The 24,886-nt window shown below is 67.0% G+C and carries 19 protein-coding genes; 14 read left to right on the top strand and 5 right to left on the bottom strand.

All coding sequences use genetic code 11. The features are described 5' to 3' along the window. Positions 1 to 12: 12 nt before the first annotated feature. The 4 genes from cysD (at position 13) to pgm (ending at position 5,262) form a co-directional block, all read left to right on the top strand. Positions 13 to 921 (top strand): sulfate adenylyltransferase subunit CysD, encoded by a 909-nt coding sequence (cysD, locus tag PKE75_RS10660; protein WP_271168709.1) that lies wholly within the window; start codon positions 13 to 15, stop codon positions 919 to 921. Positions 922 to 1,033: 112 nt separating this feature from the next. Continuing rightward, positions 1,034 to 2,935 (top strand): sulfate adenylyltransferase subunit CysN, encoded by a 1,902-nt coding sequence (gene cysN, locus PKE75_RS10655; protein WP_271168708.1) that lies wholly within the window; start codon positions 1,034 to 1,036, stop codon positions 2,933 to 2,935. 100 nt (positions 2,936 to 3,035) lie between these two features. After that, a complete protein-coding gene (locus PKE75_RS10650; RefSeq protein WP_271168707.1) occupies positions 3,036 to 3,527 on the top strand; it encodes a retropepsin-like aspartic protease family protein in 492 nt (163 codons plus the stop codon). Positions 3,528 to 3,612: 85 nt separating this feature from the next. Continuing rightward, a complete protein-coding gene (pgm, locus tag PKE75_RS10645) occupies positions 3,613 to 5,262 on the top strand; it encodes a phosphoglucomutase (alpha-D-glucose-1,6-bisphosphate-dependent) (protein WP_271168706.1) in 1,650 nt (549 codons plus the stop codon). Between the two features lie 43 nt (positions 5,263 to 5,305). Here pgm and PKE75_RS10640 read toward each other — a convergent pair whose 3' ends face one another. Both PKE75_RS10640 and PKE75_RS10635 read right to left on the bottom strand, forming a co-directional pair. Further along, complete coding sequence (locus tag PKE75_RS10640; protein WP_271168705.1) at positions 5,306 to 8,575, bottom strand: efflux RND transporter permease subunit; 3,270 nt, start codon at positions 8,573 to 8,575, stop codon at positions 5,306 to 5,308. Between the two features lie 12 nt (positions 8,576 to 8,587). Then, positions 8,588 to 9,664 carry an efflux RND transporter periplasmic adaptor subunit gene (locus PKE75_RS10635; protein ID WP_271168704.1) on the bottom strand — a complete coding sequence of 359 codons (1,077 nt, stop codon included), beginning with the start codon at positions 9,662 to 9,664 and terminating at the stop codon, positions 8,588 to 8,590. Positions 9,665 to 10,052: 388 nt separating this feature from the next. Here PKE75_RS10635 and cysG point away from each other — a divergent pair, with 388 nt between their 5' ends. The 5 genes from cysG (at position 10,053) to PKE75_RS10610 (ending at position 14,909) form a co-directional block, all read left to right on the top strand. Continuing rightward, positions 10,053 to 11,471 (top strand): siroheme synthase CysG, encoded by a 1,419-nt coding sequence (cysG, locus tag PKE75_RS10630; RefSeq protein WP_271168703.1) that lies wholly within the window; start codon positions 10,053 to 10,055, stop codon positions 11,469 to 11,471. Positions 11,472 to 11,484: 13 nt separating this feature from the next. Continuing rightward, complete coding sequence (locus PKE75_RS10625; protein ID WP_271168702.1) at positions 11,485 to 11,820, top strand: DUF2849 domain-containing protein; 336 nt, start codon at positions 11,485 to 11,487, stop codon at positions 11,818 to 11,820. A gap of 11 nt (positions 11,821 to 11,831) precedes the next feature. Next, positions 11,832 to 13,493: a nitrite/sulfite reductase gene (locus PKE75_RS10620; protein WP_271168701.1), complete on the top strand. Its 1,662-nt coding sequence runs from the start codon at positions 11,832 to 11,834 to the stop codon at positions 13,491 to 13,493. Further along, positions 13,480 to 14,247: a phosphoadenylyl-sulfate reductase gene (locus PKE75_RS10615; protein ID WP_271168700.1), complete on the top strand. Its 768-nt coding sequence runs from the start codon at positions 13,480 to 13,482 to the stop codon at positions 14,245 to 14,247. Before PKE75_RS10620 ends, PKE75_RS10615 begins: the two co-directional genes overlap by 14 nt. A 119-nt stretch (positions 14,248 to 14,366) precedes the next feature. Beyond that, the gene (locus tag PKE75_RS10610; RefSeq protein WP_271168699.1) at positions 14,367 to 14,909 is read left to right on the top strand and encodes a DUF934 domain-containing protein; all 543 of its coding nucleotides are present in this window, start codon (positions 14,367 to 14,369) and stop codon (positions 14,907 to 14,909) included. Between the two features lie 13 nt (positions 14,910 to 14,922). Here the strand turns inward: PKE75_RS10610 and aroB are convergent, their stop codons facing one another. Together aroB and PKE75_RS10600 are read right to left on the bottom strand one after the other, a co-directional pair. Continuing rightward, positions 14,923 to 16,047 (bottom strand): 3-dehydroquinate synthase, encoded by a 1,125-nt coding sequence (gene aroB / locus PKE75_RS10605; RefSeq protein ID WP_271168698.1) that lies wholly within the window; start codon positions 16,045 to 16,047, stop codon positions 14,923 to 14,925. After that, positions 16,044 to 16,694 carry a shikimate kinase gene (locus tag PKE75_RS10600; protein WP_271168697.1) on the bottom strand — a complete coding sequence of 217 codons (651 nt, stop codon included), beginning with the start codon at positions 16,692 to 16,694 and terminating at the stop codon, positions 16,044 to 16,046. The genes aroB and PKE75_RS10600 overlap by 4 nt, the downstream gene beginning before the upstream one ends. 150 nt (positions 16,695 to 16,844) lie before the next feature. Between PKE75_RS10600 and PKE75_RS10595 the strand changes: the two genes are divergently transcribed. The 4 genes from PKE75_RS10595 (at position 16,845) to PKE75_RS10580 (ending at position 20,635) form a co-directional block, all read left to right on the top strand. Beyond that, positions 16,845 to 17,069, top strand: coding sequence for a hypothetical protein (locus tag PKE75_RS10595; protein ID WP_271168696.1), 225 nt, complete (start codon positions 16,845 to 16,847; stop codon positions 17,067 to 17,069). Next, positions 17,066 to 18,010, top strand: a complete 945-nt coding sequence (locus tag PKE75_RS10590; RefSeq protein WP_271168695.1) for a tyrosine recombinase — start codon at positions 17,066 to 17,068, stop codon at positions 18,008 to 18,010. The genes PKE75_RS10595 and PKE75_RS10590 overlap by 4 nt, the downstream gene beginning before the upstream one ends. Positions 18,011 to 18,112: 102 nt before the next feature. Beyond that, entirely contained in the window at positions 18,113 to 19,066 is a 954-nt protein-coding gene (locus tag PKE75_RS10585; protein WP_271168694.1) for an acetyl-CoA carboxylase carboxyltransferase subunit alpha, read from the top strand. 99 nt (positions 19,067 to 19,165) lie between these two features. Next, positions 19,166 to 20,635 (top strand): L,D-transpeptidase family protein, encoded by a 1,470-nt coding sequence (locus PKE75_RS10580; protein WP_271168693.1) that lies wholly within the window; start codon positions 19,166 to 19,168, stop codon positions 20,633 to 20,635. A 218-nt stretch (positions 20,636 to 20,853) separates the two neighbouring features. Here PKE75_RS10580 and secA read toward each other — a convergent pair whose 3' ends face one another. Then, positions 20,854 to 23,577, bottom strand: coding sequence for a preprotein translocase subunit SecA (gene secA / locus PKE75_RS10575; protein ID WP_271168692.1), 2,724 nt, complete (start codon positions 23,575 to 23,577; stop codon positions 20,854 to 20,856). A gap of 237 nt (positions 23,578 to 23,814) precedes the next feature. Between secA and PKE75_RS10570 the strand changes: the two genes are divergently transcribed. After that, on the top strand, positions 23,815 to 24,771 hold the full coding sequence (locus tag PKE75_RS10570; RefSeq protein WP_271168691.1) for a peptidylprolyl isomerase: 957 nt from the start codon (positions 23,815 to 23,817) through the stop codon (positions 24,769 to 24,771). Positions 24,772 to 24,886: the final 115 nt, after the last annotated feature.

The raw sequence follows: 24,886 nt of genomic DNA, 5'->3' as shown, positions 1-24,886 counted from the left end.
ATCGGCGCACCGATGTCCACGCCCTTGTCGACCCACCTGAAGCGGCTCGAAGCGGAGTCGATCCACATCCTTCGGGAGGTGGCGTCCGAGTTCAAGAACCCGGTCATGCTGTACTCGATCGGCAAGGACTCGTCGGTGATGCTTCATCTCGCGATGAAGGCGTTCTACCCGGCGAAGCCGCCGTTCCCGCTGCTCCATGTCGACACCACGTGGAAGTTTCGCGAGATGATCCGGTTCCGCGACGAGACGGCGAAGCGCCTCGGCGTCGATCTGATCGTGCATGTCAACGAGGATGGCGTGCGCCGCGGCGTCTCGCCGGTGGCGTCCGGCTCCAACGTCCACACTCAGGTGATGAAGACCGAGGGGCTCCGTCAGGCGCTCGACAAATACGGCTTCGACGCGGCCTTCGGCGGCGCCCGGCGCGACGAGGAGAAGAGCCGGGCCAAGGAGCGCGTGTTCTCCTTCCGCTCCGAGAACCACGCCTGGGACCCGCGCAACCAGCGGCCGGAGCTCTGGAGCCTCTACAACACGCGCATCCGGCCGGGCGAGTCGATCCGCGTGTTCCCGCTGTCGAACTGGACCGAGCTCGACGTCTGGCAGTACATCCTCGCCGAGGACATCCCGGTCGTGCCGCTCTATTTCGCCGACGTCCGCCCGGTGGTCGAGCGCGACGGGGCGCTGATCATGCGCGACGACGAGCGCCTGCCGCTCAATCCCGACGAGACGCCGGAGCTGCGCCGGGTCCGCTTCCGGACGCTCGGCTGCTATCCTCTGACCGGCGCGATCGAGAGCGACGCGACCAGCCTCGAGGACATTATCGCCGAGATGCTCGCCTCCACCACCTCCGAGCGCCAGGGCCGCCTGATCGACTCCGACGAGGCCGGATCGATGGAGAAGAAGAAACGCGAGGGCTATTTCTGATGATGCTCTCGCGCCGTCATGCCCGCCTTCGCGGGCATCCACGACTTTGCTCCGCGCACTCGACGTCCAGGTCGTGGATCCCCGGCTTCGCCGGGCATGACGGAGATTTCCGGTGAGCCAGCTCTTCGCCACGGCCCCTTCGACCGCCGCCCTCGCCGACGCCGTCTCGCGCAAGACGCTGCTGCGCTTCATCACCTGCGGGTCGGTCGACGACGGCAAGTCGACGCTGATCGGGCGGCTGCTCTACGACACCAAGCTGATCTTCGACGACCAGCTCGCGGCGATCGAGAAGGACTCGAAGAAGTACGGCACGACCGGGCCGGGGATCGACCTCGCGCTGCTGGTCGACGGACTGGAGGCCGAGCGCGAGCAGGGCATCACGATCGACGTCGCCTATCGCTATTTCGCGACGGACAAGCGCACGTTCATCGTCGCCGACACGCCGGGCCACGAGCAGTACACCCGCAACATGGCGACCGGCGCCTCGACGGCGGATCTCGCCGTCATCCTGATCGACGCCCGCAAAGGCGTGCTGACGCAGACCCGGCGGCACAGCTTCATCTGCTCGCTGCTCGGCATCCGCCACGTCGTGGTCGCGGTGAACAAGATCGACCTCGTCGGCTACAGCCACGTCGTGTTCGCCGAGATCGAGCAGGCCTACCGGGAGTTCGCGGCCCGCCTGAACTTCGCGTCCATCACCACGATCCCGATGTCTGCGCTCACCGGCGCGAACGTCACCGCGCCGTCGACCGACCTGCCGTGGTATCGCGGGCCGACGCTGCTGCAGCATCTCGAAGGCGTCGAGGTCGAGGCCGACCGGCGCGCGCAGCCGATGCGCTTTCCCGTGCAGTGGGTCAACCGGCCGAACCTCGACTTCCGCGGCTTCGCGGGCACGCTCGCCTCCGGCCAGGTCCGGCCCGGCGACGAGGTCACGGTCGCGGCGTCCGGCCGCTCGACCCGCATAGCCCGGATCGTGACGATGGACGGCGACCTCGATCTGGCCGAGGCCGGCGACAGCGTGACGCTGACGCTGGAGGACGAGGTCGACATCGCCCGCGGCGACGTGCTGGCGCCGGCCGCGAGCCGGCCGGAGGTGGCGAACCAGTTCGCCGCCAACATCATCTGGATGGAGCAGGAGCCGCTGATCCCCGGCCGGTCCTACCTGCTCAAGCTCGCGACCCGCACGACGCCCGCCACCGTCACCGCGCTCAAATACAAGATCGACGTCAACACGCTCGACCAGCTCGCGGCGAAGACCCTCAAGCTGAACGAGATCGCCGAGGTCAACGTCGAAACCAGCTCCGCGCTCGCCTTCGACCCCTACGCCGAGAACCGTGAGACCGGCGCCTTCATCCTGATCGACCGCGAGACCAACGGGACCGCCGCCGCCGGCATGGTCCTTCACGGCCTCCGGCGCGCGACCAACATCCACCGCCACGCCTCGACCGTCGACCGCGCGGCGCGCTCCGCGCTCAAGCGGCAGAAGCCGGCGGTGCTCTGGTTCACCGGGCTCTCGGCCTCGGGCAAGTCGACGGTCGCGAACCTCGTCGAGCAGAAGCTCGCGGTGCGCGGCCAGCACACCATGCTTCTCGACGGCGACAACGTCCGTTTCGGCCTGAACAAGGATCTCGGCTTCACCGACGCCGACCGCGTCGAGAACGTCCGCCGGGTCGGCGAGGTGGCGAAGCTCTTCGTGGAGTCCGGCACGCTGGTGCTCTGCTGCTTCATCTCGCCGTTCGAGGCCGAACGGCGGATGGTGCGCGACCTCGTCGGGGAGGGGGAGTTCGTCGAGATCTTCGTCGACACCCCGCTCGAGACCTGCATCGCGCGCGATCCGAAGGGGCTTTACCGACGCGCGCTGGCGGGCGAGATCCCGAACTTCACCGGCGTGTCGTCGCCCTACGAGGCGCCGAAAAACGCCGAGCTCGTGCTGCGAACCGCAGACGCGCCGATCGACGCTCTGGCCGACCGGGTGATCGACGCCTTGATCGCCCGCGGATTGATCGAGAATTAACGCCCGATTCACCCGGAATCACCCGAAGTTTCCCCGCGTTAACTCCGCCCACAGCCCCGTCCGGCATCCTCGGTGAGGGACCAGAGGCGGGTTTGCGGGCGTGATCAAGATCGTTCTGGCGGCGGCGGCTCTGACGATCGGCGTGAGCTACCTGGCCGCCGGCCTGGTTCCGAAATCCTCGCCTCAGGCCCCCAAGCCGCTCGCGGCGGCGGTCGAGCAGCCCGGCAGCGTCACCCTAAGAGCCGATGACGACGGGCATTTTCGCGTCGACGCCACGATCGGCGGACGCCGCGTGCCGATGCTGGTCGACACCGGCGCGACGGTGGTGGCGCTGTCCTTCGAACAGGCCCAGTCCCTCGGCCTCATCGCCGGCGGCGACCGGTTCGACCTCAGGGTTTCGACCGCGAACGGCCAGGTCGGCGCAAAGCGCGTCGTCCTCCGCGACCTCAGAATCGGCTCCGTCTCCGTTCCCGACGTCGCCGCCGTCGTCCTCGCCCGAGGCGCGATGACCGGGAATCTGCTCGGCATGAGCTTCCTCGGCCGGCTCAAGCGCATGGAGTCGAAGGGCGACCGGCTGGTGCTTGAACGCTGAGGCTGCCCTGTTCCCAACCCCCTGATCCGACCTATCTTCGGCAGCGTCGCCTGCGGTCAGGGCGAATTCTCAGGGGGAACAGCCTGTGTCCGACGATGTGAGTCCGCTCGCCGGCAAGCCGATCGAGCCGTCCCGGCTCGTCGATGTGCCGGGCCTTGTGACGGCCTATTTCTCCAACAGACCCGACATGTCCGACCCCAGCCAGCGGGTCGCCTTCGGCACATCCGGCCACCGCGGCACGTCGTTCGATTCGGTGTTCACCGAGACCCATATCGTGGCCTCCGCCCAGGCCATCTGCCTCTACCGGAAGAAGGCCGGGATCGACGGTCCGATGTTCGTCGGCAAGGACACCCACGCCCTGTCCGAGGCGGCGTTCGCAAGCGCGCTCGAGGTCTTCGCGGGCAATGGCGTCGAGACCCGCATCTCCGCCAACGCCCGCTTCACCCCGACGCCGGTGATCAGCCACGCCGTCATCGGCTACAACCGGGGTCGCGAAGGCGGCTTCGCGGACGGGGTGGTGATAACGCCCTCGCACAATCCGCCCGAGGACGGCGGCTTCAAGTACAACCCGCCAAACGGCGGCCCCGCCGGCGGCGACGCGACCGCCTGGATCGAGAAGACCGCGAACGCCCTGATCGAGGACGGCCTGCGCGACGTGCGCCGCGTCCCCCTGCAGAAGGCGCTCATGGCGCCGGAGACCAAACGCCACGATTTCGTCGGGGCCTATGTCGGCGACCTCGGAAACGTCGTGGACATGGCGGCGATCCGTTCGGCGGGCGTGAGGATCGGCGTCGACCCGCTTGGCGGCTCGGGGCTCGAATACTGGGCGCCGATCGCCGAGACCTACGGCCTTGACCTGACCGTGGTGAACGAGGCCGTCGACCCGACCTTCCGCTTCATGACGGCGGACTGGGACGGCAAGATCCGCATGGATTGCTCGTCCCCCTACGCCATGGAGAAGCTGATCGAGCTCAAGGACCGGTTCGACGTCGCATTCGCCAACGATCCGGACGCGGACCGCCACGGCGTCGTCGCGCCGTCCTGCGGCCTCCTGAACCCGAACCACTATCTGGCCGCGGCGATCTCGTACCTCTATGGCCACCGGCCGAATTGGCCTTCGGGCGCCGCGATCGGCAAGACGCTGGTGTCGAGCTCCATCATCGACCGGCTGGCCGCAACGTTGCAGCTCAAGCTCACCGAGGTGCCGGTCGGTTTCAAATGGTTCGTCGACGGCCTGGTGGACGGCTCGCTCGGCTTCGTCGGCGAGGAGAGCGCGGGCGCCACGTTCCTGCGCCGCGACGGCGGCGTCTGGACCACGGACAAGGACGGACTGATCCTCGGCCTGCTTGCGGCGGAGATGACCGCTGTGCTCGGCAAGGATCCGGGCGTCGTCTATCGCGGCCTCACGGAAAGCCTCGGCGACCCGGTCTACGCCCGCATCGACGCCCCCGCGACGCCCGAGCAGAAGGCGGTGCTGAAGAAGCTCTCGCCGGAGCAGATTCCCGGCGACACGTTGGCGGGCGAGCCGATCCGAGAGCGGCTGACCAAGGCGCCCGGCAACGGCGCCGACTTCGGCGGGGTGAAGGTCGCGACCGAGAACGGCTGGTTCGCGGCGAGGCCGTCGGGGACGGAAAATGTCTACAAGATCTATGCCGAGAGCTTCCTCGGCGCCGATCACTTGAAGCGCATTCAGACTGAGGCGAAGGAGATCGTCTCGCGCGCGCTCGCGGGATGATGCCCCAAGCGGCAGAGGCCGTTTTGGCCTCTGCCGCAAAGGCTCACGCCGGCTGCGGCGCTGGCCCGGAGCCGGCCTTGGGCTCGTCCGACATCGACTTCAGCTTGGCCTCGGCGTCGTCTCCGGAAGGCGTTTTCGGATCGCCGCCCGAACCGCCGTTCCCGTGGCTCCCGCCCGCGGTCGGCCGATCCCCCCGGAAGCGGTTCACCAGCAGCCGGATCGCGACATAGAACACCGGCGTCAGGAACAGGCCGAGGATCGTAACGCCCACCATGCCGGACAGCACGGCCGTGCCGATCGCCTGACGGAGCTCCGAGGCCGCGCCGGTCGCGAAGGCGAGCGGCACCACGCCCAGCGAGAAGGCGAGCGACGTCATGATGATCGGACGCAGACGGTCGCGACACGCGTCGATCGCGGCCTGCATCGGGCTCTCGCCCTCATCCTCGCGCTGACGGGCGAACTCGACGATCAGGATCGCGTTCTTCGCCGCTAGGCCGATCAGAACGATGAAGCCGATCTGCGTCAGGATGTTGTTGTCCGACGCCCTCGCATGCACGCCGAGCAAGGCCGCGAGCAGCGACAACGGCGTGATCAGGATGATGGCGAGCGGCAGGGCCCAGCTCTCGTACTGGGCGGCGAGGAACAGGAACACGAACAGGATCGCCAGCCCGAACACATAGGTCGCCGTGTTGCCCGCCAGCTTCTCCTGATAGGCGAGGTCGACCCATTCGAACTGCACGCCCGGGGGCATGATCTGGGAGAAGAGGTTCTCCATGTAGGCGATCGCCTGGCCGGTCGAGACGCCCGGCGCCGCGTTACCCTGCACCGCGATCGAGTTGTAGATGTTCTCTCGCTCGACCGTGTACGGTCCGGTCTGGTTGCGCGACGTGATCAGCGTTCCGAGCGGCACCAGCGCGCCGTTCGTCGCCGCCACCTTGAACTGGTAGACGTCGTCCAGCTTGACGCGGAAGGGGCCATCGGCCTGCGCGTTCACCTGGAAGGTGCGTCCAAGCGCCGTGAAGTCGTTCACGTAAGCCTGGCCGAGCAGAGTCTGCAGGGCGTCGAACACGCTCTGCAACGGCACGTTGAGCTGCTGGGCCTTGACCCGGTCGATGTCGAGATAGACCTGCGGCGCCCGTGTGTTGAAGGTGGTGAACACGCCCGCCACCTGACCGCTGGCGTTCGCCTTGGCGATCATCTCATTCACAGAGGCTTCGAGGGCTGAGAAGCCGAGGTTGGTCCGGTCCTGAACGTACATCTTGAAGCCGCCGCCCTGGCCGATGCCGCGGACCGTCGGCGGCAGGATGGCGAGCACGAAGGCGTCCTGGATTGCGCCCAATCGCTTCTGCGCCTCGCCGAGAATCGCGGGCGCCAGCTGGCCCGCCCCAAACGCTTTCCGCTTCTCGAACGAGTCGAAGATGATGAAGCTCGTCGCGGCGTTCGACGCCGCCGAGAAGGTGGCGCCGCTGAAGCCGGCGATCGTCACCGCGCTCTTCACGCCGGGCACGCCGCGCGCGATTTCGCTTGCTCGCTGCGCAACGGCATCGGTGCGCTGCAGGTTAGCGCCTTCCGGCAACTGGACCACCAGGATTGCGTACCCCTGGTCGGCCTGCGGGATAAAGCCCTTCGGCACGATCGAGAACATGTAGCCGGCCGCTGCGATCAGCCCGACATAGATGATCAGGAAGATGGAGCGGTGGCCGACCATCCAGCCGACCGTGCGCGAATATTTGTGCGCGCCCTTGTCGAAGTTGCGGTTGAAGGCGTCGCCCGCGCGTGCGAGCAGACCGCGCTTTCCGCCATGATTGTGCGGCTTCAGAAGAAGCGCGCAGAGGGCTGGCGACAGCGTCAGCGACACGATCGCCGACAGGACCGTCGCTGTCGCGATGGTCAGAGCGAACTGCTTGTAGAAGATGCCAGAGATGCCGGGGATGAAGGCGGTCGGCACGAACACGGCGCACAGCACCAGCGCGATGGCGACGACGGCGGTGCCGACCTCGTCCATCGTGGCGTGCGCCGCCTCGCGCGGCGTTTTGCCGAGCGCAATGTTTCGTTCGACGTTCTCCACCACGACGATCGCGTCGTCCACCACGATGCCGATGGCGAGGATGAGGCCGAACAGCGTCAGGAGGTTCAGTGAAAAGCCGAACGCGTCCATCACGAAGAAGGTCGCGATCAGCGACACCGGGATGGCTGCGACCGGCACGATCGCCGCGCGCCAGGACTGCAGGAAGATGAAGACGACGATCACGACCAGCGCGATCGCCTCGTAGATGGTCTCCTCGACCGCCGCGATCGACTCGTTGATGAACTCGGTCGGATTGTATTCGATCCGGTATTCGAGATCCTCCGGGAACGCCTTCTTCAGCGTCTCCATCGCCGACTTGATCTGCTCCGCCGCTTCGGTCGCATTGGTGCCCGGCCGCTGAAATACGCCCATGCCGACAGTGGGATCGCCGGCGAGATAAGAGTTGGACGAGTAGGTCTTCGCGCCGAGCTCGACGCGCGCGACGTCGCCCACCCTGAGCAGTCGGCCGTCGTTCGTCGCCCGAACGATGATCTGCTTGAACTGTTCGGGATCCTGGAAGCGGCCTTGCGTCGTGACGGTGATCTGGCTCGCCGTGCCGGGCGGGGAGGGCGGCGCGCCCAGCGAACCGCCGGACACCTGCACGTTCTGCGCGGAAATCGCGCTCACCACGTCGCTCGAGGCGAGACCATAGGCTGCGAGCCGGTTCGGATCGAGCCAGACGCGCAAGCTGAGCTCGCGCTCGCCGAAGATGCGGATATCGCCGACGCCCTCGATGCGCTTCAACGCATCGACGACGTTCACCGACGCGTAGTTCGACATGTAGAGCGTATCGAGCGACTTCTTGGGCGAGATCAGGTTGACGACCATCAGGAAGTCCGACGACCGCTTGTTCACGGTCACGCCGTTGCGGCGCACAGCTTCCGGCAGGCGGGGATCGGCCTGGGAGACGCGGTTCTGGACCTGGACCTGGGCGATGTCCTGGTTGGTGCCGGGCTGGAAGGTAACGGTCAGCTGCAACTGGCCGTCGCCTGTCGCCAGCGAGTTCATGTAGATCATGCCCTCGACGCCGTTGATCTGCTGCTCGAGCGGAGCTGCGACCGTTTCGGCGATCGTCTCGGCGTTCGCGCCCGGATAGCTTGCCGCCACGACAATCGTCGGCGGCGCGATTTCCGGGTACTGCGCGATCGGCAGGTTCAGCAGGCCGACCGCGCCGAGAATCATCAGCACGATCGATACGACCGACGCGAAGATCGGTCGGTCGACGAAGAAATGTCCGAAACCCATGGTGCGCGCCCCTTACTTGCCGGCTGCGGGGGCGGCGTGCTGCTGGTCGGCCGGCTTCGTGGGATCCACCGGTTGCGGGATGACCTCGGCGCCGGGACGTGCGCGCATGAGGCCGTTGACGATGATCGTATCGGTAGGCGCCAGGCCGGACTTGATGACCCGCAGGCCGTCGTTCAGCTGGCCCAGCGTGACCACCTTGGGCGCGACTTTCTTGTCGGGGCCGACGGTCATGACGATCTTGCGCGTCTGGTCCGACAGGATGGCGTCGTCGGGGATGAGCAAGGCGTCGTATTCCGGGCTCATCTGGATCCGCACCCTGCCGAAGACGCCGGGCGTCAGGAAGCTGTCGAGGTTGGGGATCGTCGCGCGCAGTCGCAACGTGCCCGTCTGCTGATCGAGCTGGTTGTCGCGGAAATCGAGGCGCCCATCGATGTCGAACTTATTCGAATCCGGCAGCGAGACCATGACCGGCGCGCCGTTTTCGTCCTGCTTGATCTCGCCGCCGCGGACGTAATTCATGTAGCGCAGGAAATTTTGCTCATCGATGTCGAAGTAGAAATAGATCGGCTTTACGTTGACGATGGTGGTCAATACGGTCGAGCTGGCCCCAGCGGCGATCAGGTTGCCTTCGGTGACCAGCTTGCGGCCGATGCGGCCGTCGATCGGCGACCGGACGTCGGTCCACTCGAGGTTGAGCTTGGCCGTCGCGACTTGCGCCTGCGCGGACTGCAGGCTCGCCAACGCCTCCTGGTAGGCCTGCGTCCGCTGCTGGGCGACCTGGCCCGAGATGTTGTCGGTCTTGAGCAGATCCTTCGCGCGATCGACGTCGGACTTCGTCAGCTGGATGCGTGTGTTGGCGGTGATCACCGCCGCTTCCGCCGACTGGAGCGCCGCCTCATAGGTGCGCGGATCTATCTTGAAGAGCAGATCGCCCTTCTTGACCTCCGCGCCGTCCTTGAACGCGACCTGCATCAGCTGCCCGCTGACCTGGGCCCGCACCTCGACCAGCGCCGACGCTTCGAATCTGCCAGTGAATTCGGCCACATCCGCGACCTTGCGCTTGATCGGGCTCGCCACCGAGACTGGCATAGGTCCAGGCGCCTGCGCGTTTGCTTCGGAGGCGGTAGCGAGCGCGCCGAGCGAAAGCGTCAGAAATGCGCGGAGGGCAGCGGCCGGAACGACGGACGCAACGTTGCGGAACATATGGAGCCACCTTACGCAAAAAGGACGCGCGCCGCACGCGGCGCGCCAAAGTGTCGATCCGGACGTCCCCGAGCACGGTGATAATGTGCGATGCGGGAAACGGCAACCGGGCTCGATGCAACGACGGCTTGGGTCACTGCACTGTGTGCGGGCCGGCGCGAAATCAGCCCAGGCATATGTCGTCTAAATACACAAATAAATTTTGTTATTTCTGACGCGCTTGCAAAGTTGAATGTAAAATATCATTGTATGGCCGATTGGAGCGGCTGTAATAATGGCTCGTCTTACGTCATTTCCGACCTTTCATAGAGTCGCGGGAAAAGTGGTGCTCGTCGTCGGCTCCGGGAGCGCGGCGGCGGCCAAGGTGCGCCTGCTCGGTGAGACCGAAGCGCGCATTCGCGTCGTCGCTCGCGCGCCCGAAAGAGAAGTCGTAGAGGACGCCGCACGTCTGGGCGCCGACCTCATCTGCGGCGAATTCGACCCGATCCATCTGCAGGACGCGACGCTGGCCTTCGCTGCGACGGAGAATGAAGCAGATGATCGACGGATCGCCGAGGCCGCACGCGCTACCGGCGTGCCGGTCAACGTCGTCGACCGTCCCGAGCTCTGCGACTTCATCACGCCGGCGATTGTCAACAGAGCTCCGCTCGCTGTCGCGATCGGGACGGAGGGCGCCGCGCCCGTGCTCGCGCGTCATGTCCGCGCGAAGATCGAAGCGATGCTGTCCCCTGACATCGGCCGGCTCGCCGCTCTCGCCGACAGCCTTCGTGGAGTCGTTGCTCAGGTCATAACCGGCGGCGAGGCCCGCCGGCGTTTCTGGGCGCGGTTGTTCGACGGACCTGTCGCCGCGCGCGCCTTGGCCGGAGATGTTCCGGGCGCCCGCGCCGAGGCTGTTCGCATGATGGCGGCGGCGCCTGACCTCGCTGGGTTCGTCTGGCTGGTGGGCGCAGGTCCCGGCGCGACCGACCTTTTGACGCTCCGGGCCCAGCGCATCCTGCAGGAAGCGGATGTCATCGTTCACGACAGTCTCGTGCCGTCCGACGTCATCGCCATGGGTCGTCGGGACGCCGAGCGCATTTCGGTGGGCAAGCGCAAGGGCGCTCACGAAGCGACGCAGCACGAGATCGACGCGATCCTGATCCGCGAAGCGCGGGCCGGTCGCCGGGTGGTCCGGCTGAAGAGCGGCGATCCGCTCGTGTTCGGTCGCGCCGGCGAAGAGATGGCGGCGCTTGTGGCCGCAGGGATCCCGTTCGAAGTCGTGCCGGGAGTCACGGCGGCGTTCGCCGGGGCCGCTTCGGCTCGCGTTCCGCTCACCTTGCGCGGCGTGGCGTCGAGCCTGGTGTTCGCGACCGGCCACGATCTCGATGGTCGCACTCTGCCGGAATGGGCGGGGCTTGCGCTTCAAGGCGCGACGGTCGCCGTCTATATGGGACGAACCGTCGCCGGCGCCGTCGCGGGGCGCCTCATGGAGGCCGGTCTGGCCGCCGGCACGCCGGTCGTTGCAATCGAGAACGCTGCCCGCTCGGACGAGCGGGTTCTGTCCGGATACTTGAGAGATTTGCCCGCCTTGGCCGACCGCCACGACGTCACCGGGCCAGTGCTCATCCTGATCGGCGAGGCGCTCGCTCACGCGGCGCTCGAAAATGCCTCGCCTCTTGTCGGCGTCGGGCCGAAGGCGGTCCAGGCCGCCTGAAGAAAGTCACCAGATGTCTGCCCCTATCCAGAAATCCGCGGCCCGAACCAAGGCCGCGATACAGGTCGTCACCGCCAACCGTCTTGATGACGGCGTCGTCGTCTATCTCGATCCGGCCGGCGGCTGGACCGAGCGGCTCGGCGCGGCGGCTCCGCTCGAAGGCCCCGAGGCGCTTGAAGCCGGGCTCGCGGCGGGCAAGAAGGCAGAAACGGACCGCGCCGTCGTTGAGTCTTATGCGATCGACGTCGCGCGCGACGGAGGCGGCCTCCGAGCTCTCCGTCTGCGCGAACGGATTCGCGCCGAGGGCCCGACGATCCATCCAGAGCTTTGGCGGCCGACCGGCGCCTGAGGAGCATCGAAATGTATCGTTACGATGAGTTCGATCGCGACTTCGTCAGTTCCCGGATCGCCCAGTTCCGCGATCAGGTGGAACGGCGGATGTCTGGTGAACTGACCGAAGACCAGTTCAAGCCCCTGCGGCTCATGAACGGCGTCTATCTGCAGCTTCACGCCTACATGCTGCGCATCGCGGTGCCATACGGCACGCTGTCGGCGCGCCAGATGAGGATGCTCGCGCACATCGCGCGGACCTATGACCGCGGCTACGGGCACTTCACGACGCGGCAGAACCTGCAGTTCAACTGGCCGGCCCTGAAGGACATCCCGGCGATTCTCGACGATCTGGCGTCGGTCGAGATGCATGCGCTCCAGACCTCAGGCAATTGCATCCGCAACGTCACGACCGACCATTTCGCCGGCGCAGCCGCCGACGAGATCGCGGATCCGCGCCCCTACGCCGAAATCCTGCGGCAGTGGTCGTCGATCCACCCCGAATTCTCGTTCCTGCCGCGCAAGTTCAAGATCGCGCTGATTGGCTCTCCGCGCGACCGCGCTGCGATCCAGCTCCACGACATCGGCCTCGAGCTGAAGCGGAGCGCCACGGGCAAGATCGGTTTTGCCGTGTTCGTCGGCGGCGGTCAGGGTCGCACGCCGATGATCGCCCATAGGGTCCGGGACTTCCTTCCGGAGGAGGATCTTCTCGCTTACGTCGAGGCGATCATGCGGGTCTACAACCTCCACGGGCGGCGCGACAACAAATACAAGGCGCGGATCAAGATCCTCGTCCATGAGACCGGCGCCGCCGAGATCACCCGCCAGATCGAGGCGGAGTTCGAAGACGTTCGCCAGACCGAGCTGTTGCGGCTTCCCGACGAGGAGATCGAGCGCATCACGGCGTATTTCGCGCCGCCGGCTTTGCCGGAAAAATCTGTTCGGTCCAGCGTCTTCGAGGCCGCGAAGGCCGACAGCCGCGAATTCGCGGCTTTCGCCGAAAACAACGTGTCGGCGCACAAGACGCCAGGCTATGGCGTCGTCACCGTGTCGCTGAAGGCGATCGGCGCCGTGCCCGGCGACGCCTCGGCCGACCAGATGGACGCCGTGGCCGACCTCGCCGAGCGCTACAGCGAAAGCGAGATCCGGGTCAGCCACGAGCAGAACTTGGTGCTGCCGCACGTCGCTCTGGACGACATTCCGGCGCTCTATGCGGCTCTGTCCGAGCATGGCCTCGCGCAAGGCAACGCGGGCCTCGTGACCGACATCATCTGCTGCCCGGGCCTCGACTATTGCGCCTTGGCGAACACCCGTTCGATCCCGCTCGCGCAGGATCTGTCGAAGCGTTTCGGCGCGCCTGAGCGGCAGAAGGAGATCGGCGAGCTCAAGATCAAGATCTCCGGCTGCATCAACGCCTGCGGCCATCACCATGTCGGGCACATCGGCCTGCTTGGCGTCGATAAGAAGGGCGAGGAGGTCTACCAGATCACGCTCGGCGGCTCCGGCGACGAGACCGCGGCCGTGGGCACGCTGGTCGGGCCCGCCTTCAAGGGCGACGAAGTGGCCGAGGCCGTGGAGACGGTGGTCGAAACCTATCTGAAACTCCGTGAAGGGCCTGATGAGACCTTTCTCGCCGCGGTTCGCAGGCTCGGGCAGAGGCCCTTCAAGGAGGCCCTCTATGGAGCGGCCTGACCTGCCCCTCCCCGAGGTGAGCAAGGCGCGGCTCGCCGAACGCGCGACGTCGCTCTCCGCGTATCTCGACCGCCGTCACCGCGGACAGAGCGCGCAGGAGATTCTGAGCGCCGCGATCGGCACGCTGTTCCGCAACCGGGTCGCGATGGTCTCGAGCTTCGGCGCGGACTCCGCCGTGCTGCTCCATCTCGTCTCTGAGATCGATGCGGCTACGCCCGTGCTCTTTATCGACACCGGCCAATTGTTCGAGGAAACGCTGGCCTATCGCGACGTGCTGGTCGGCCGCCTCGGCCTGACGAACGTGCGCACGATCAGGCCCAAGCAGGAGCGCGCACAGCGGTTCGATCCTGAGAACTTCCTCTGGCAGTCGAGCCCGGACCTGTGCTGCCGCATCCGGAAGGTGGAGCCGCTCGCGGAGGCGCTGGCGGATTTTCCCGCATGGATATCCGGCCGAAAGCGCTTCCAAAACGCCCTCAGGGCGGAGCTTCCTTTGTTCGAAGCCGACGGCCACCGGATCAAGATCAATCCGCTCGCGGAATGGACGTCCAGGGACGTTGAGGCGTATCGCGTCGCCCACGACCTTCCGGCGCATCCGCTTGTCAGGTTTGGCTACCTCTCGGTCGGATGCATGCCCTGCACGACTCGCGTGAAGCCGGGCGAGGATCCACGCGCGGGGCGCTGGAGGGGCAGCGACAAGACCGAATGCGGCATTCACATCCACAAGGCTATGGAACATGAGGGCAGCGGCATATGACGTTCTCTCCCCAGCCGCGGCGGATCGACCGCGAGGAAGATCGACTGCAGCGTGGCCGGGCTTTTTCGGCTAACGCTCCGGCCCCGGCGCTTCGCGCCGTGCGCAATGACGGGACCGAGATGACTTCAAACGACGCCGCCGATCTGTCGCTCTGGCGTAACGGGCGCTTCGAGCACGATGAATGGTCTCGCGTCGGCGACGAAGAGGCCGTCGGCGACGGCCCGGCGATCATGCCGCTTGAGCGCTTCCTCGCGGAACGCGACGCGCTGACCGCGCGAAATTCGCCGCTTGGCGTCCTAGTCGAGCCAAGCGAGGCGATTGAGGAGCTTGCGCCGCATCTCGACCGGGTCTCTCTCGTGGTGGTGGCGTTTCCGAAATATTCGGACGGGCGCGGGATGTCGATCGCCCGACTGTTGCGCGAGCGCTACGGCTTCAGGGGCGAAGTCCGCGCCACCGGCGATGTGCTGATCGACCAGATGCCGCTGATGCGCCGCTGCGGCTTCGACGCCTTCGAGGTGGCGAACCCTGTGACGCGCGGTCAGCTCGCGGCCGGGAAATGGCCTGACGTGCCGTTCTATCAGCAGCCGATGGGCTCTTCCATGCAGACCGAGGTTCCCGCGGGCGCACGGCCCTGGATCAGGCGTCCCGCACCGAAATCCTGACTTCGGCGGCGCGTCAGGCGAGCTCGCTTTCCAGAAAAGCCATCACCTGCGCCGCCTCGACGTCGCGGGAGACGAAGCTCTGTCCGACGCCGTGCGCGAGGATGAAGGTCAGCCTGCCCCGCTCGACCTTCTTGTCCTGCTGCATGTGGCGGAACAGCGCCTCGGGCCCGCCGAGCGGGCCGGGCACCGCCTTCGGGCTTGTCGGCAACCCGACCGCCGCGAGATGGGCTTCGACGCGCCGGGCGTCCGCAGGCGCCGCAAGGCCGAGCGCCGCGGAGAATCGGAACGCCATCGCCATGCCGATCGCAACGCCCTCGCCGTGGATCAGGCGCGTGCCGTCATAAGCGACCTCGGCCTCCAGCGCATGGCCGAAGGTGTGGCCGAGATTGAGCAGCGCCCGATCGCCATGCTCGTGCTCGTCCCGTGCGACAACACCCGCCTTCGCGCGGCAGCTCGTCGCGATCGCGCGGGTCCGCGCAGGCCCGCCTGCGAACACCTCAGCGTGGTTCGCCTCGAGCCAGCCGAAAAAGGCTTCGTCGTCGATCAGCCCGTATTTCGCGACCTCGGCGTAGCCCGCGCGGAATTCGCGGGGCGGGAGCGTGTCGAGCGCGCTGGTGTCCGCGAGGACGAGGCTCGGCTGGTGAAAGGCCCCGATCAGGTTCTTGCCACGCGGCGAATTAATGCCGGTCTTTCCCCCGACGGAGCTGTCGACCTGGGCGAGCAGGCTGGTTGGCGCCTGAACGCAGCGCACACCGCGCCGCAGGATCGCCGCGGCGAAGCCCGCGAGATCGCCGACGACCCCGCCGCCCAGCGCCAGCACCACGTCGCCGCGCTCCACGCGGGCGGCGATCAGGCCGTCGACGACGAAGCCGAGCGTCTCGAACGATTTCGACTTCTCGCCGGCCGGAACGATCACGGTCTCCACCGTCAGGCCGTGACGGCGGAGCGATGCGGCGACCGCCGGCAGATGGATCGCGGCGACGTTTTCATCCGTGACGACGCCGATCGTCCGCGCGCCGAGCGCTGCGACATGCGCGCCGGCCTCGGCCAGCAGATCGCGGCCGATCAGGATGTCGTAGGAGCGATCAGCGAGCGCGACGCGGACGCGCTCGTCGTCGGCGACATGGATCGCGGTCATGAGCTCTTCTCCTCGCAAGCCTCGCCGATCAGCCGCCGATGAAGCGCGGCGATCAACTCCGCGACCACGTGGTCGTGCGGGGTGTCCCGCGAGACGACAGAGAGGTCGGCCAGCGCGTATAGCGGATAACGCGCCCCGGCCAGAGCCCGGAGCGTCGCTTCGGGGTCGGACGCCAGCAAGGGCCGGTTCGCCCGCTTGCGGACCCGCTTCAGCAGGACATCGATCTCGGCCTTAAGCCAGACCGAGACGCCGGCGGCCGCCACCCGCTCCCGCGTCTCAGGATTCATCCAGGCGCCCCCGCCGGTTGCGAGCACCTGCGGACCGCCCTCGAGCAGTCGGGCGATGACCCGGGCTTCGCCTGCGCGGAAATAAGGCTCGCCATGTTTCTCGAACAGTTCGGGGATGGTCATGCCTGCACGCGCCTCGATCTCGGCGTCGGCGTCGACGAATGGCAGATCGAGCGCCAGCGCCAGCCTTCGGCCGACGGAGGTCTTGCCTGCGCCCATCATCCCGACCAGCACAATCGAGCGGGGGCCCAGCGCCTCGCGCAGGCCGGCGGCGCCGCTGGCGAGGGCGCAGGGCTCGGCTCCAGAGCCGCGATCCGGACATCCATCCCCGCCGTCCTCGAAATGTCGCGTCGTGGTCATGGAGCGGGCCAGATAGCGCGGGCGGCGGGGGAAGCGGCGCAACCTATTCCTAAGGTCGCTTGCATACAATCTTCGACAGTTGCCGATGGCGCGCGCCCGTGTTGATTAGTGGACGGGGCGCGCGGCCATGGCCGCGTTGAGAGTGGCGCCATGCCGAGCCTGATGCGTTTCCTCACACTGGTCGCCATCGTCGGCGCGGTCGGGTTCGGCGCGATCTATGCGCTCGCGACCTTTGTCAGCCCGCGGACGCGCGAGATGACGGTGACGATCCCGGCCGCCCGGCTTAAAGGCGCACCGCCGGAAGCGGCCGCGACCGTTCATCCGAAGACGGCGGGGGCCGAGGCGGCCGCCGAAAGCGCGACGTCGACGCGATGAGCGCGCCGTCCTCGGCGTGGCGGCACGTCGAGGCCTTCCTCGAAATGGCGAGCGCCGAACGCGGGGCTGCGAAGAACACGCTGGCGGCCTATTCCCGCGACCTTGAGGACTATGTCTCGTTTCTCGCAGACCGTGGCTCCGATCCGCTTAAGGCCGCGGCTGAGGACGTGCGGGCCCATGTCGCCGATCTCGCAGCCCGCGGCTTCCGGACCTCGTCGGCGGCGCGGAAACTGTCAGCGGTGCGCCAGTTCCACAAGTTTCTCTACGCTGACGCTATCCGCTCCGACGATCCCACCGCCTCGCTCGAAGGCCCACGGCGCGGCCGGCCGCTGCCGAAGTCGCTCGCCGTTTCCGACATGGAGCAGCTGATCGCCGCCGCGGCCGATCCAGGATTCGAGCCCACGCCCCGCGCGCGACTCTCGGCGCTCCGGCTCGCCTGCCTGCTGGAGCTCGCCTACGGGACGGGGTTGCGCGTCTCCGAGTTGGTCGCGCTGCCGCGATCGGCTGCGCGCGCCGAAGCGGCCGCGATCGCAGTGAAGGGCAAGGGCGGCCGCGAGCGGCTCGTGCCTCTGACGCCGCTCGCGAAGCGCGCCATGGGCGAATACCTCGCCGCGCTGGCGGAGTTCGGAGGCGGCGACGGAAGTCCCTGGCTGTTCCCTGGCGGCGGGGAGAGCGGCCATCTCACCCGCCAGGTCTTCGCCCGCGACCTGAAGGCCGCGGCCGCGCGCGCAGGCTTGCCCGCGGCGAAGGTCAGCCCGCACGTGCTGCGCCACGCATTCGCGAGCCATCTCGTGCAGAACGGGGCGGATCTGCGCGCCGTTCAGCAGATGCTCGGTCACGCCGACATCGCGACGACGCAGATCTACACTCATGTGCTGGACGAGCGCGCGCGGGCGATGGTGCGCGATCTGCATCCGCTGGGCGACGCCGAGCCGCCATAACGATCGGGCGATGTTGACTTTTGGGCCTCGCACGACCAACTGTGCGCGCGCTCTGCAGGACCACCGCCACCCTCCCGGCGTCGACGGCGCAGAACAAGGCGCATGAAAAGCTATCTCGATTTCGAAAAGCCGGTCGCGGAGCTGCAGGCCAAGATCGCGGAACTCCGTACGCTCGGAGAAAACGGCGACGCCGTCGGCATCGACGAGGAGGTGCGCCGGCTGGAGACCAAGTCCCGGCAGGCGCTGAAGGAGCTCTACGCCTCGCTCACGCCGTGGCAGAAGACGCTCGTAGCCCGGCATCCGAACCGCCCGCATTTCATCGATTTCGTGAAGGGCCTGATCGAGGACTTCACCCCGCTCGCCGGCGATCGCCTGTTCGGCGAGGACGAGGCGATCATGGGAGGTCCCGGCAGGTTCCGCGGTCGGCCGGTGATGGTGATCGGCCAAGAGAAGGGCGCCGACACCGAGACCCGGTTGAAGCACAATTTTGGAATGGCGCGGCCGGAAGGCTACCGCAAGGCGATCCGCCTGATGGAGATGGCCGACCGTTTCGGCCTTCCGATCATCGCGCTGGTCGACACAGCGGGCGCTTTCCCCGGCATCGAGGCGGAGCAGCGCGGCCAGGCCGAGGCGATCGCCCGCTCGACCGAGACATGCCTCAACCTGACGGTTCCCAACATCGCCGTGATCATCGGCGAGGGCGGCTCCGGCGGCGCGATCGCGATCGCGACGGCGAACGCCGTGCTGATGCTCGAGCACGCGATCTACAGCGTGATCTCGCCGGAAGGCGCAGCCTCGATCCTTTGGCGGGACGCCGCCAAGGCTCAGGACGCCGCCACCGCCATGAAGATCACCTCGAGCGACCTGATGAGGCTCGGCGTGGTGGACGGCGTCGTGTCTGAGCCGCTCGGCGGCGCCCACCGCGCCCCCGACGCCGCGATCAAGGCGACGGGCGAGGCGATCGACGGCGCGCTCGCGCGATTCTCGAAAATGGAGCCCGCCGCGATTCGCGCGGAGCGTCGCCGGAAATTCCTGACGATCGGGCGCAGTCTCTGAGCGGTGCGGCAAGCTCGCCTCGCTTGCGGTAACCATTGAGTAATAGTATCGATCTTAGCTATGCTGGACGCACGTCCTCGACGGTTCCGGAGGCTTTCCATGCCCGCAGCACGCCCAGCGCTTGCAGGGGCTGCTCTAGCGACCGCGCTTGCGCTTGCTGGCTGCAAGTCCGAGCAGGCCCCGGCCGCCCGGAGCATCCAGCCGCTTTCGGCGGAAACCGTCGCGCTGATGACCGAGAAGGGCATGGGCCGTCAGGATCCGATCCTGCTGCGGATCTACAAGGAAGATTCCAAGGCCGAGGTCTGGAAGAAGCGCAAGGCGGACGGCCGCTATGCGCTGCTGAAGACCTACGACATCTGCCGCTTCTCGGGAAAGCTCGGCCCCAAGATCAAGGAGGGCGACAAGCAGGCGCCCGAGGGGTTCTATTCCGTGTCGCCGGCGCAGATGAACCCGCGCTCGAACTACTATCTCTCGTTCAACATCGGCTATCCCAACGCCTATGACCGCGCGCTCGGCCGCACCGGCCAGCATGTGATGATGCATGGCGACTGCCTTTCGGCGGGCTGCTACGCGATGACCGACGCGCAGATCGGCGAAATTTACACGCTGGCCCGCGAGGCGTTCAGCGGCGGTCAGAAGGCGTTCCAGGTGCAGGCGCTGCCGTTCCGGATGACGCCGCAGAACATGGCGCGCCGTCGCGACAACCCGAACATCGCCTTCTGGAAGAACCTGAAGCAGGGCTCAGACAACTTCGAGGTGACGAAGCTCGAGCCGAAGGTGGACGCCTGCGGCAAGAAATACGTCTTCAACGCCACTCCGAGCGCCTTCTCGACCTTCGAGCCGACGGCGCAGTGCCCGACCTATCAGGTGCAGCCGGAGATTGCGAAGGCGGTCGCCGCCAAGGAGCGCGCAGACAACATCATCATCGCGCAGCTCAGCAAGCAGGAGCCGCCGGCGCCGGAATACGTCGCCCAGAACGGCCGCATGCGCCGCTCGCTCGACGAGCCGCTCGTGCAGGTGGCCGCGGCTACGCCGATGACGTCGCCGGCCCAGCCTTACGCTGCGGCGGAGGCCGAGCCGCAGCTCGCTTCGGTCGGCTCGGTGCGTCCCGCCCGCGAGACGGTTTCGGTCGCCAGCGCCACGCCCGTGGGTCTGAAGACGTCCCCGATCGCGACCGAGATGGGCGCGCCGTCGGAGGAGGCGCCCATGGCCACCAAGGTCGAGAGCGGTGGGCAATCCGCGCGTGCGACTCAAGTCGCCCCGGCGGTCGCTATGCGCAGGCCGTCTGCCCCGGCCGCCCGTGAAGTGGCGCCGGATCAGGCGCCTGTGATGGCGTCTTCAATCGCGCCGCCTGCGCAGGCGGCGAAGCCCGCGCCTTCAGGCATCGGCGGCTGGATCAAGGGCGTGTTCGGAGCGTCCGAGCCTGCGCCTGTGGTCCCGGCGTCCGCCGAACCCGCTCCGGAGGCCGAGCCCGCATTGACCCCTAAGCCGCGGAACCGTTCGGCAAGCGTCGCGCCGGCTGCGAAGCCCAATCGACAGGTCGCCTCGGCCTTCTCTTCCTTCCAGTGAAGGAAACTGACGCCGGGCGCTGAATCCTCTGAGAGAGGTCGCGGCGCAACGTCAGCCAGGTCCGGAAACACAGGCGCCACGCCCGCAGACCGCGGACGTGGCGCTTTTTGTTCATCCCGCCACAAAAACCCGTGGGGTATTCGGACCACGGATTGATCCGATCCAGATCTTCTCTGATTAGACGCCCAATGCCGCCCGGCCATGCGGCAAGTCCGCTGTCACGCGAACTTGCCGTGGCAGTGCTTGAACTTTTTGCCGGAGCCGCAAGGGCACGAGGCGTTGCGCGGCGTGCGCGACCAGGTCGTGGGATCGTTCGGGTCGACGCCCGCCGCCTGATAGACGGAGTCCGCCGTGGCCGCCGCGGCGGGCGCCTCTTCGGCGAAGGCGAACTCGTTCTCGCCGGTCTGCGGGTCGAAGTGCGTGGCCTGCATGTCCGGAAGCCCCTCGTCGGCGAGCGGGGGCGGGGAGGTCACAAGCTCCACCCGCATCAGCTGGGCCGTCACCGTCTCGCGCAGCCGCGTCAGCATCGCCTGGAACAGCTCGAACGCCTCTGACTTGTATTCGTTGAGCGGGTCGCGCTGGGCGTAGCCGCGCAGGCCGATCACTTGGCGGAGATGGTCGAGCGTCGCGAGATGTTCGCGCCAGAGATGATCGAGGGTCTGCAGCAGCACCGCCTTCTCGACCTGCGCCGTGACGTCCGGGCCGAAACGCGCCGCGCGGTCCGCCGCGGCTTCGTCCGCCGCCTTGGTGAGGCGCGCGCGGATTTCCTCGTCTGCGATGCCCTCTTCCGCGGCCCAGGCGACGATCGGAAGATCGAGGTTCAGCAGCTCGCGCACCTCCTCCTCGAGCCCCGCCGAATCCCACTGCTCGGGATAGGCGTTCTCGGGGATGTGGCGCGCGACGATGTCCTCGATGACGTCGTGGCGCATCTCCTCGATCGGCGCCGAGATCGACTCCGCCTGGAGGAATTCGAGCCGCTGCTCGAACACCGCCTTGCGCTGGTCGTTCATGACGTTGTCGTATTTCAGCAGGTTCTTACGGATGTCGAAGTTGCGCGCCTCGACCTTCTTCTGAGCCTTCTCCAGCGCCTTGTTCACCCAGGGGTGGACGATCGCCTCGCCTTCCTGGATGCCGAGCTTCTGCAGCATGCCGTCGATGCGGGCGGATCCGAAGATGCGCATCAAATCGTCTTCGAGCGACAGGAAGAAGTGCGAACGGCCCGGATCGCCCTGGCGGCCGGAGCGGCCGCGGAGCTGGTTGTCGATGCGCCGGCTCTCGTGGCGCTCGGTGCCGACGACGAACAGGCCGCCAGCCGCAAGAGCGACCTGCTTCTTGGCCGCGATGTCGGCCTTGATCTCGGCGACGCGGGCCTCGCGCTCCGGGCCTTCCTCCATGTCGGCGAGATCGCGCTCGATGCGCATTTCGAGGTTGCCGCCGAGCTGAATGTCCGTGCCGCGGCCCGCCATGTTGGTCGCGATCGTCACCGCGCCGGGGACGCCGGCCTCGGCCACGATGAACGCCTCCTGCTCGTGATAGCGGGCGTTCAGCACCTGGTGCGGGATCTTGGCTTTCTGCAGCGCTTCGGCGAGCTGCTCGGATTTCTCGATCGACGTAGTGCCGACAAGAATCGGCTGCTGCCGCTCGCGGCACTCGCGGATCAGCTCGATGATCGCCTTCTGCTTCTCGGCCGCGGTCCGGTAGACCTCGTCATGGTCGTCCTTGCGGGCGACCGGCAGGTTGGTCGGCATCTCGACGACCTCGAGGCCGTAGATGTCGAGCAGCTCGTCGGCCTCGGTCAGCGCCGTGCCGGTCATGCCGGACAGCTTGTAGTACATGCGGAAATAGTTCTGGAACGTGATCGAGGCGAGCGTCTGGTTCTCGGGCTGGATCTTCGCCCGCTCCTTCGCCTCGAGCGCCTGATGCAGGCCTTCCGAATAGCGGCGGCCCGGCATCATGCGGCCGGTGAACTCGTCGATGATCACCACCTCGTCGCCGCGGACGATGTAGTCCTTGTCCTTCTGGAACAGCTTGTGGGCGCGCAGCGCCTGATTGACGTGATGGACGACCGTGACGTTCTCAACGTCGTAGAGATTGTCGCCCTTGAGCAGCCCGGCCTCTTCCAGAAGGCGCTCGATGTGTTCGTTGCCCGCCTCGGTCAGGGTCGCAGTGCGCTGCTTCTCGTCGACCTCGTAATCCTCGTCGAGGAGCTGCGGGACGATCGCGTCCACCGCGACATAAAGATCGGAGCGGTCCTCCATCGGCCCGGAGATGATGAGCGGCGTGCGCGCCTCGTCGACCAGGATCGAGTCCACCTCGTCGATGATCGCGTAGGCGTGGCCGCGTTGGACCATCGCGCGGACATCGTACTTCATGTTGTCGCGCAGATAGTCGAAGCCGAGCTCGTTGTTGGTCGCGTAGGTGATGTCGCAGGCGTAGGCGTCGCGGCGCTCGTCGTCGTCGAGGCCGTGGACGATGACCCCGACCGACAGGCCCAGGAACCCGTGGACGCGCCCCATCCAGCCCGAGTCGCGCTGCGCGAGGTAGTCGTTGACGGTGACGACGTGGACGCCCTTGCCGGAGAGCGCGTTGAGATAGGCCGCGAGCGTCGAGACCAGCGTCTTGCCTTCGCCGGTCTTCATCTCGGCGATCCGGCCTTCATGCAGCGTCATGCCGCCCATCAACTGCACGTCGAAATGGCGCTGGCCGAGCACGCGCTTGGCCGCCTCCCGGACCACCGCGAATGCTGGCACGAGCAGGTCGTCGAGCGAGGCGCCGGCCGCGATCTGCTCGCGGAACTCGGACGTCTTGGCCCTGAGCTGCTCGTCGGTAAGCGCGGAGATTTCGGGCTCCAGCGCGTTGATCGCGGCGACGCGACCGCGCAGCGCCTTCACGCGGCGTTCGTTGGATGAGCCGAACAGGCGTCGGGCGAGGCCGCCAAACATGAAGAAACCTTTCTCGATGACGCGGACTTTAACCGGTCGCGGGCGTCAGCCCGCTCTGCGTGGGCCATCGGGGACCCGGCGCAACGCCCAGAAATTCGTTCTTTTCCGAGGCGCTTCTCGCGCAGCATAGGCCAGCGATCGAGATAAGAGGGGGGCGAAGGGTTGTCAATCCGAGGCCTTTCGGACACATTCCCGCGCCGATCGGGGGCGCCTGGACGCTCAAAACGGATGGTCTCCATGACATTTTCTGCCTTGCGGAGCCGGCGCTACGCTGCGCTTGGAGCGACGCTCGCTCTGTCCCTGGCCGCTGCGACGCCGTCCTTAGCCCAGACTCCGCCGCCGCCAGCCGCCGCTCCGCAGGCCGCGCCCGCCCAGGATCCCTCGACGGTTCTCGCGACCATCGACGGCGCCCCTATCACCGCTGGCGACGTCGCGGTGGCGAGCGAGGATCTCGAGCAGTCGATGGCTTCGATGACCGAGCCTCAGCGCAAGGACTACGCGCTGAACTATCTGATCGATCTGAAACTTGCGGCGCGCGCCGCCGAGAAGGACAAGCTCGGCGAGACCGAGGCCTTCAAGAAGCGCGTCGCCTATCTCACCGATCGCGCGTTGATGGAGGAGCTTCTTCAGCGGGAGGCAAAATCGGCCGTAACCGACGAGCGGCTTCACAAGCTCTACGACGAGACCGCGAAGAACATTAAGCCCGAGGAGGAGGTGCACGCCCGCCATATCCTCGTGAGGACTGAGGACGAGGCGAAGAAGGTCGAGGACCGGCTTTCGAAGGGCGAGGACTTCGCCAAGATCGCGAACGAGGTCTCGATCGATCCGGGCTCGGCCAAGCGCGGCGGAGACCTCGGCTTCTTCCAGCGCGGACAGATGGTGCCGGAGTTCGACGACGCGGCGTTCAAGCTCGAACCGGGCAAGGTCTCCGAGCCCGTGAAGACGCAGTTCGGCTACCACGTCATCAAGGTCGACGAGAAGCGTACGCGGCCGGTTCCACCCTTCGATCAGGTCCGCCCGCAAATCGAGAACTATGTGGTGCGCACGGCCCAGCAGGATCTCGTCCTGAAGCTGCGCAACGACGCCAAGGTCGAGCGCACAGAAGCCGGCAAGCCTTCCGCTCCTCCCGTGCCGCTGCCGGACGCCGGCGGCGATCCGAGCGTCACCCCGGAAGCGCCCACCGCACCCAAGTAAGCGCGTCCGCCGCCGGACCGGCGGCCTCCCGCACGACCGTCACGGCGGCCGCGTCGCGGCTTGTGAGCCGCGGCGCGGCCGCCGTTCAACCACTGGACCGCGGACCAAGCCGACC

It is taken from the genome of Hansschlegelia plantiphila (genome assembly GCF_027922265.1).
Taxonomy (GTDB): domain Bacteria; phylum Pseudomonadota; class Alphaproteobacteria; order Rhizobiales; family Methylopilaceae; genus Methylopila; species Methylopila plantiphila.
This window is presented reverse-complemented; position numbering and strand designations above follow the sequence as displayed.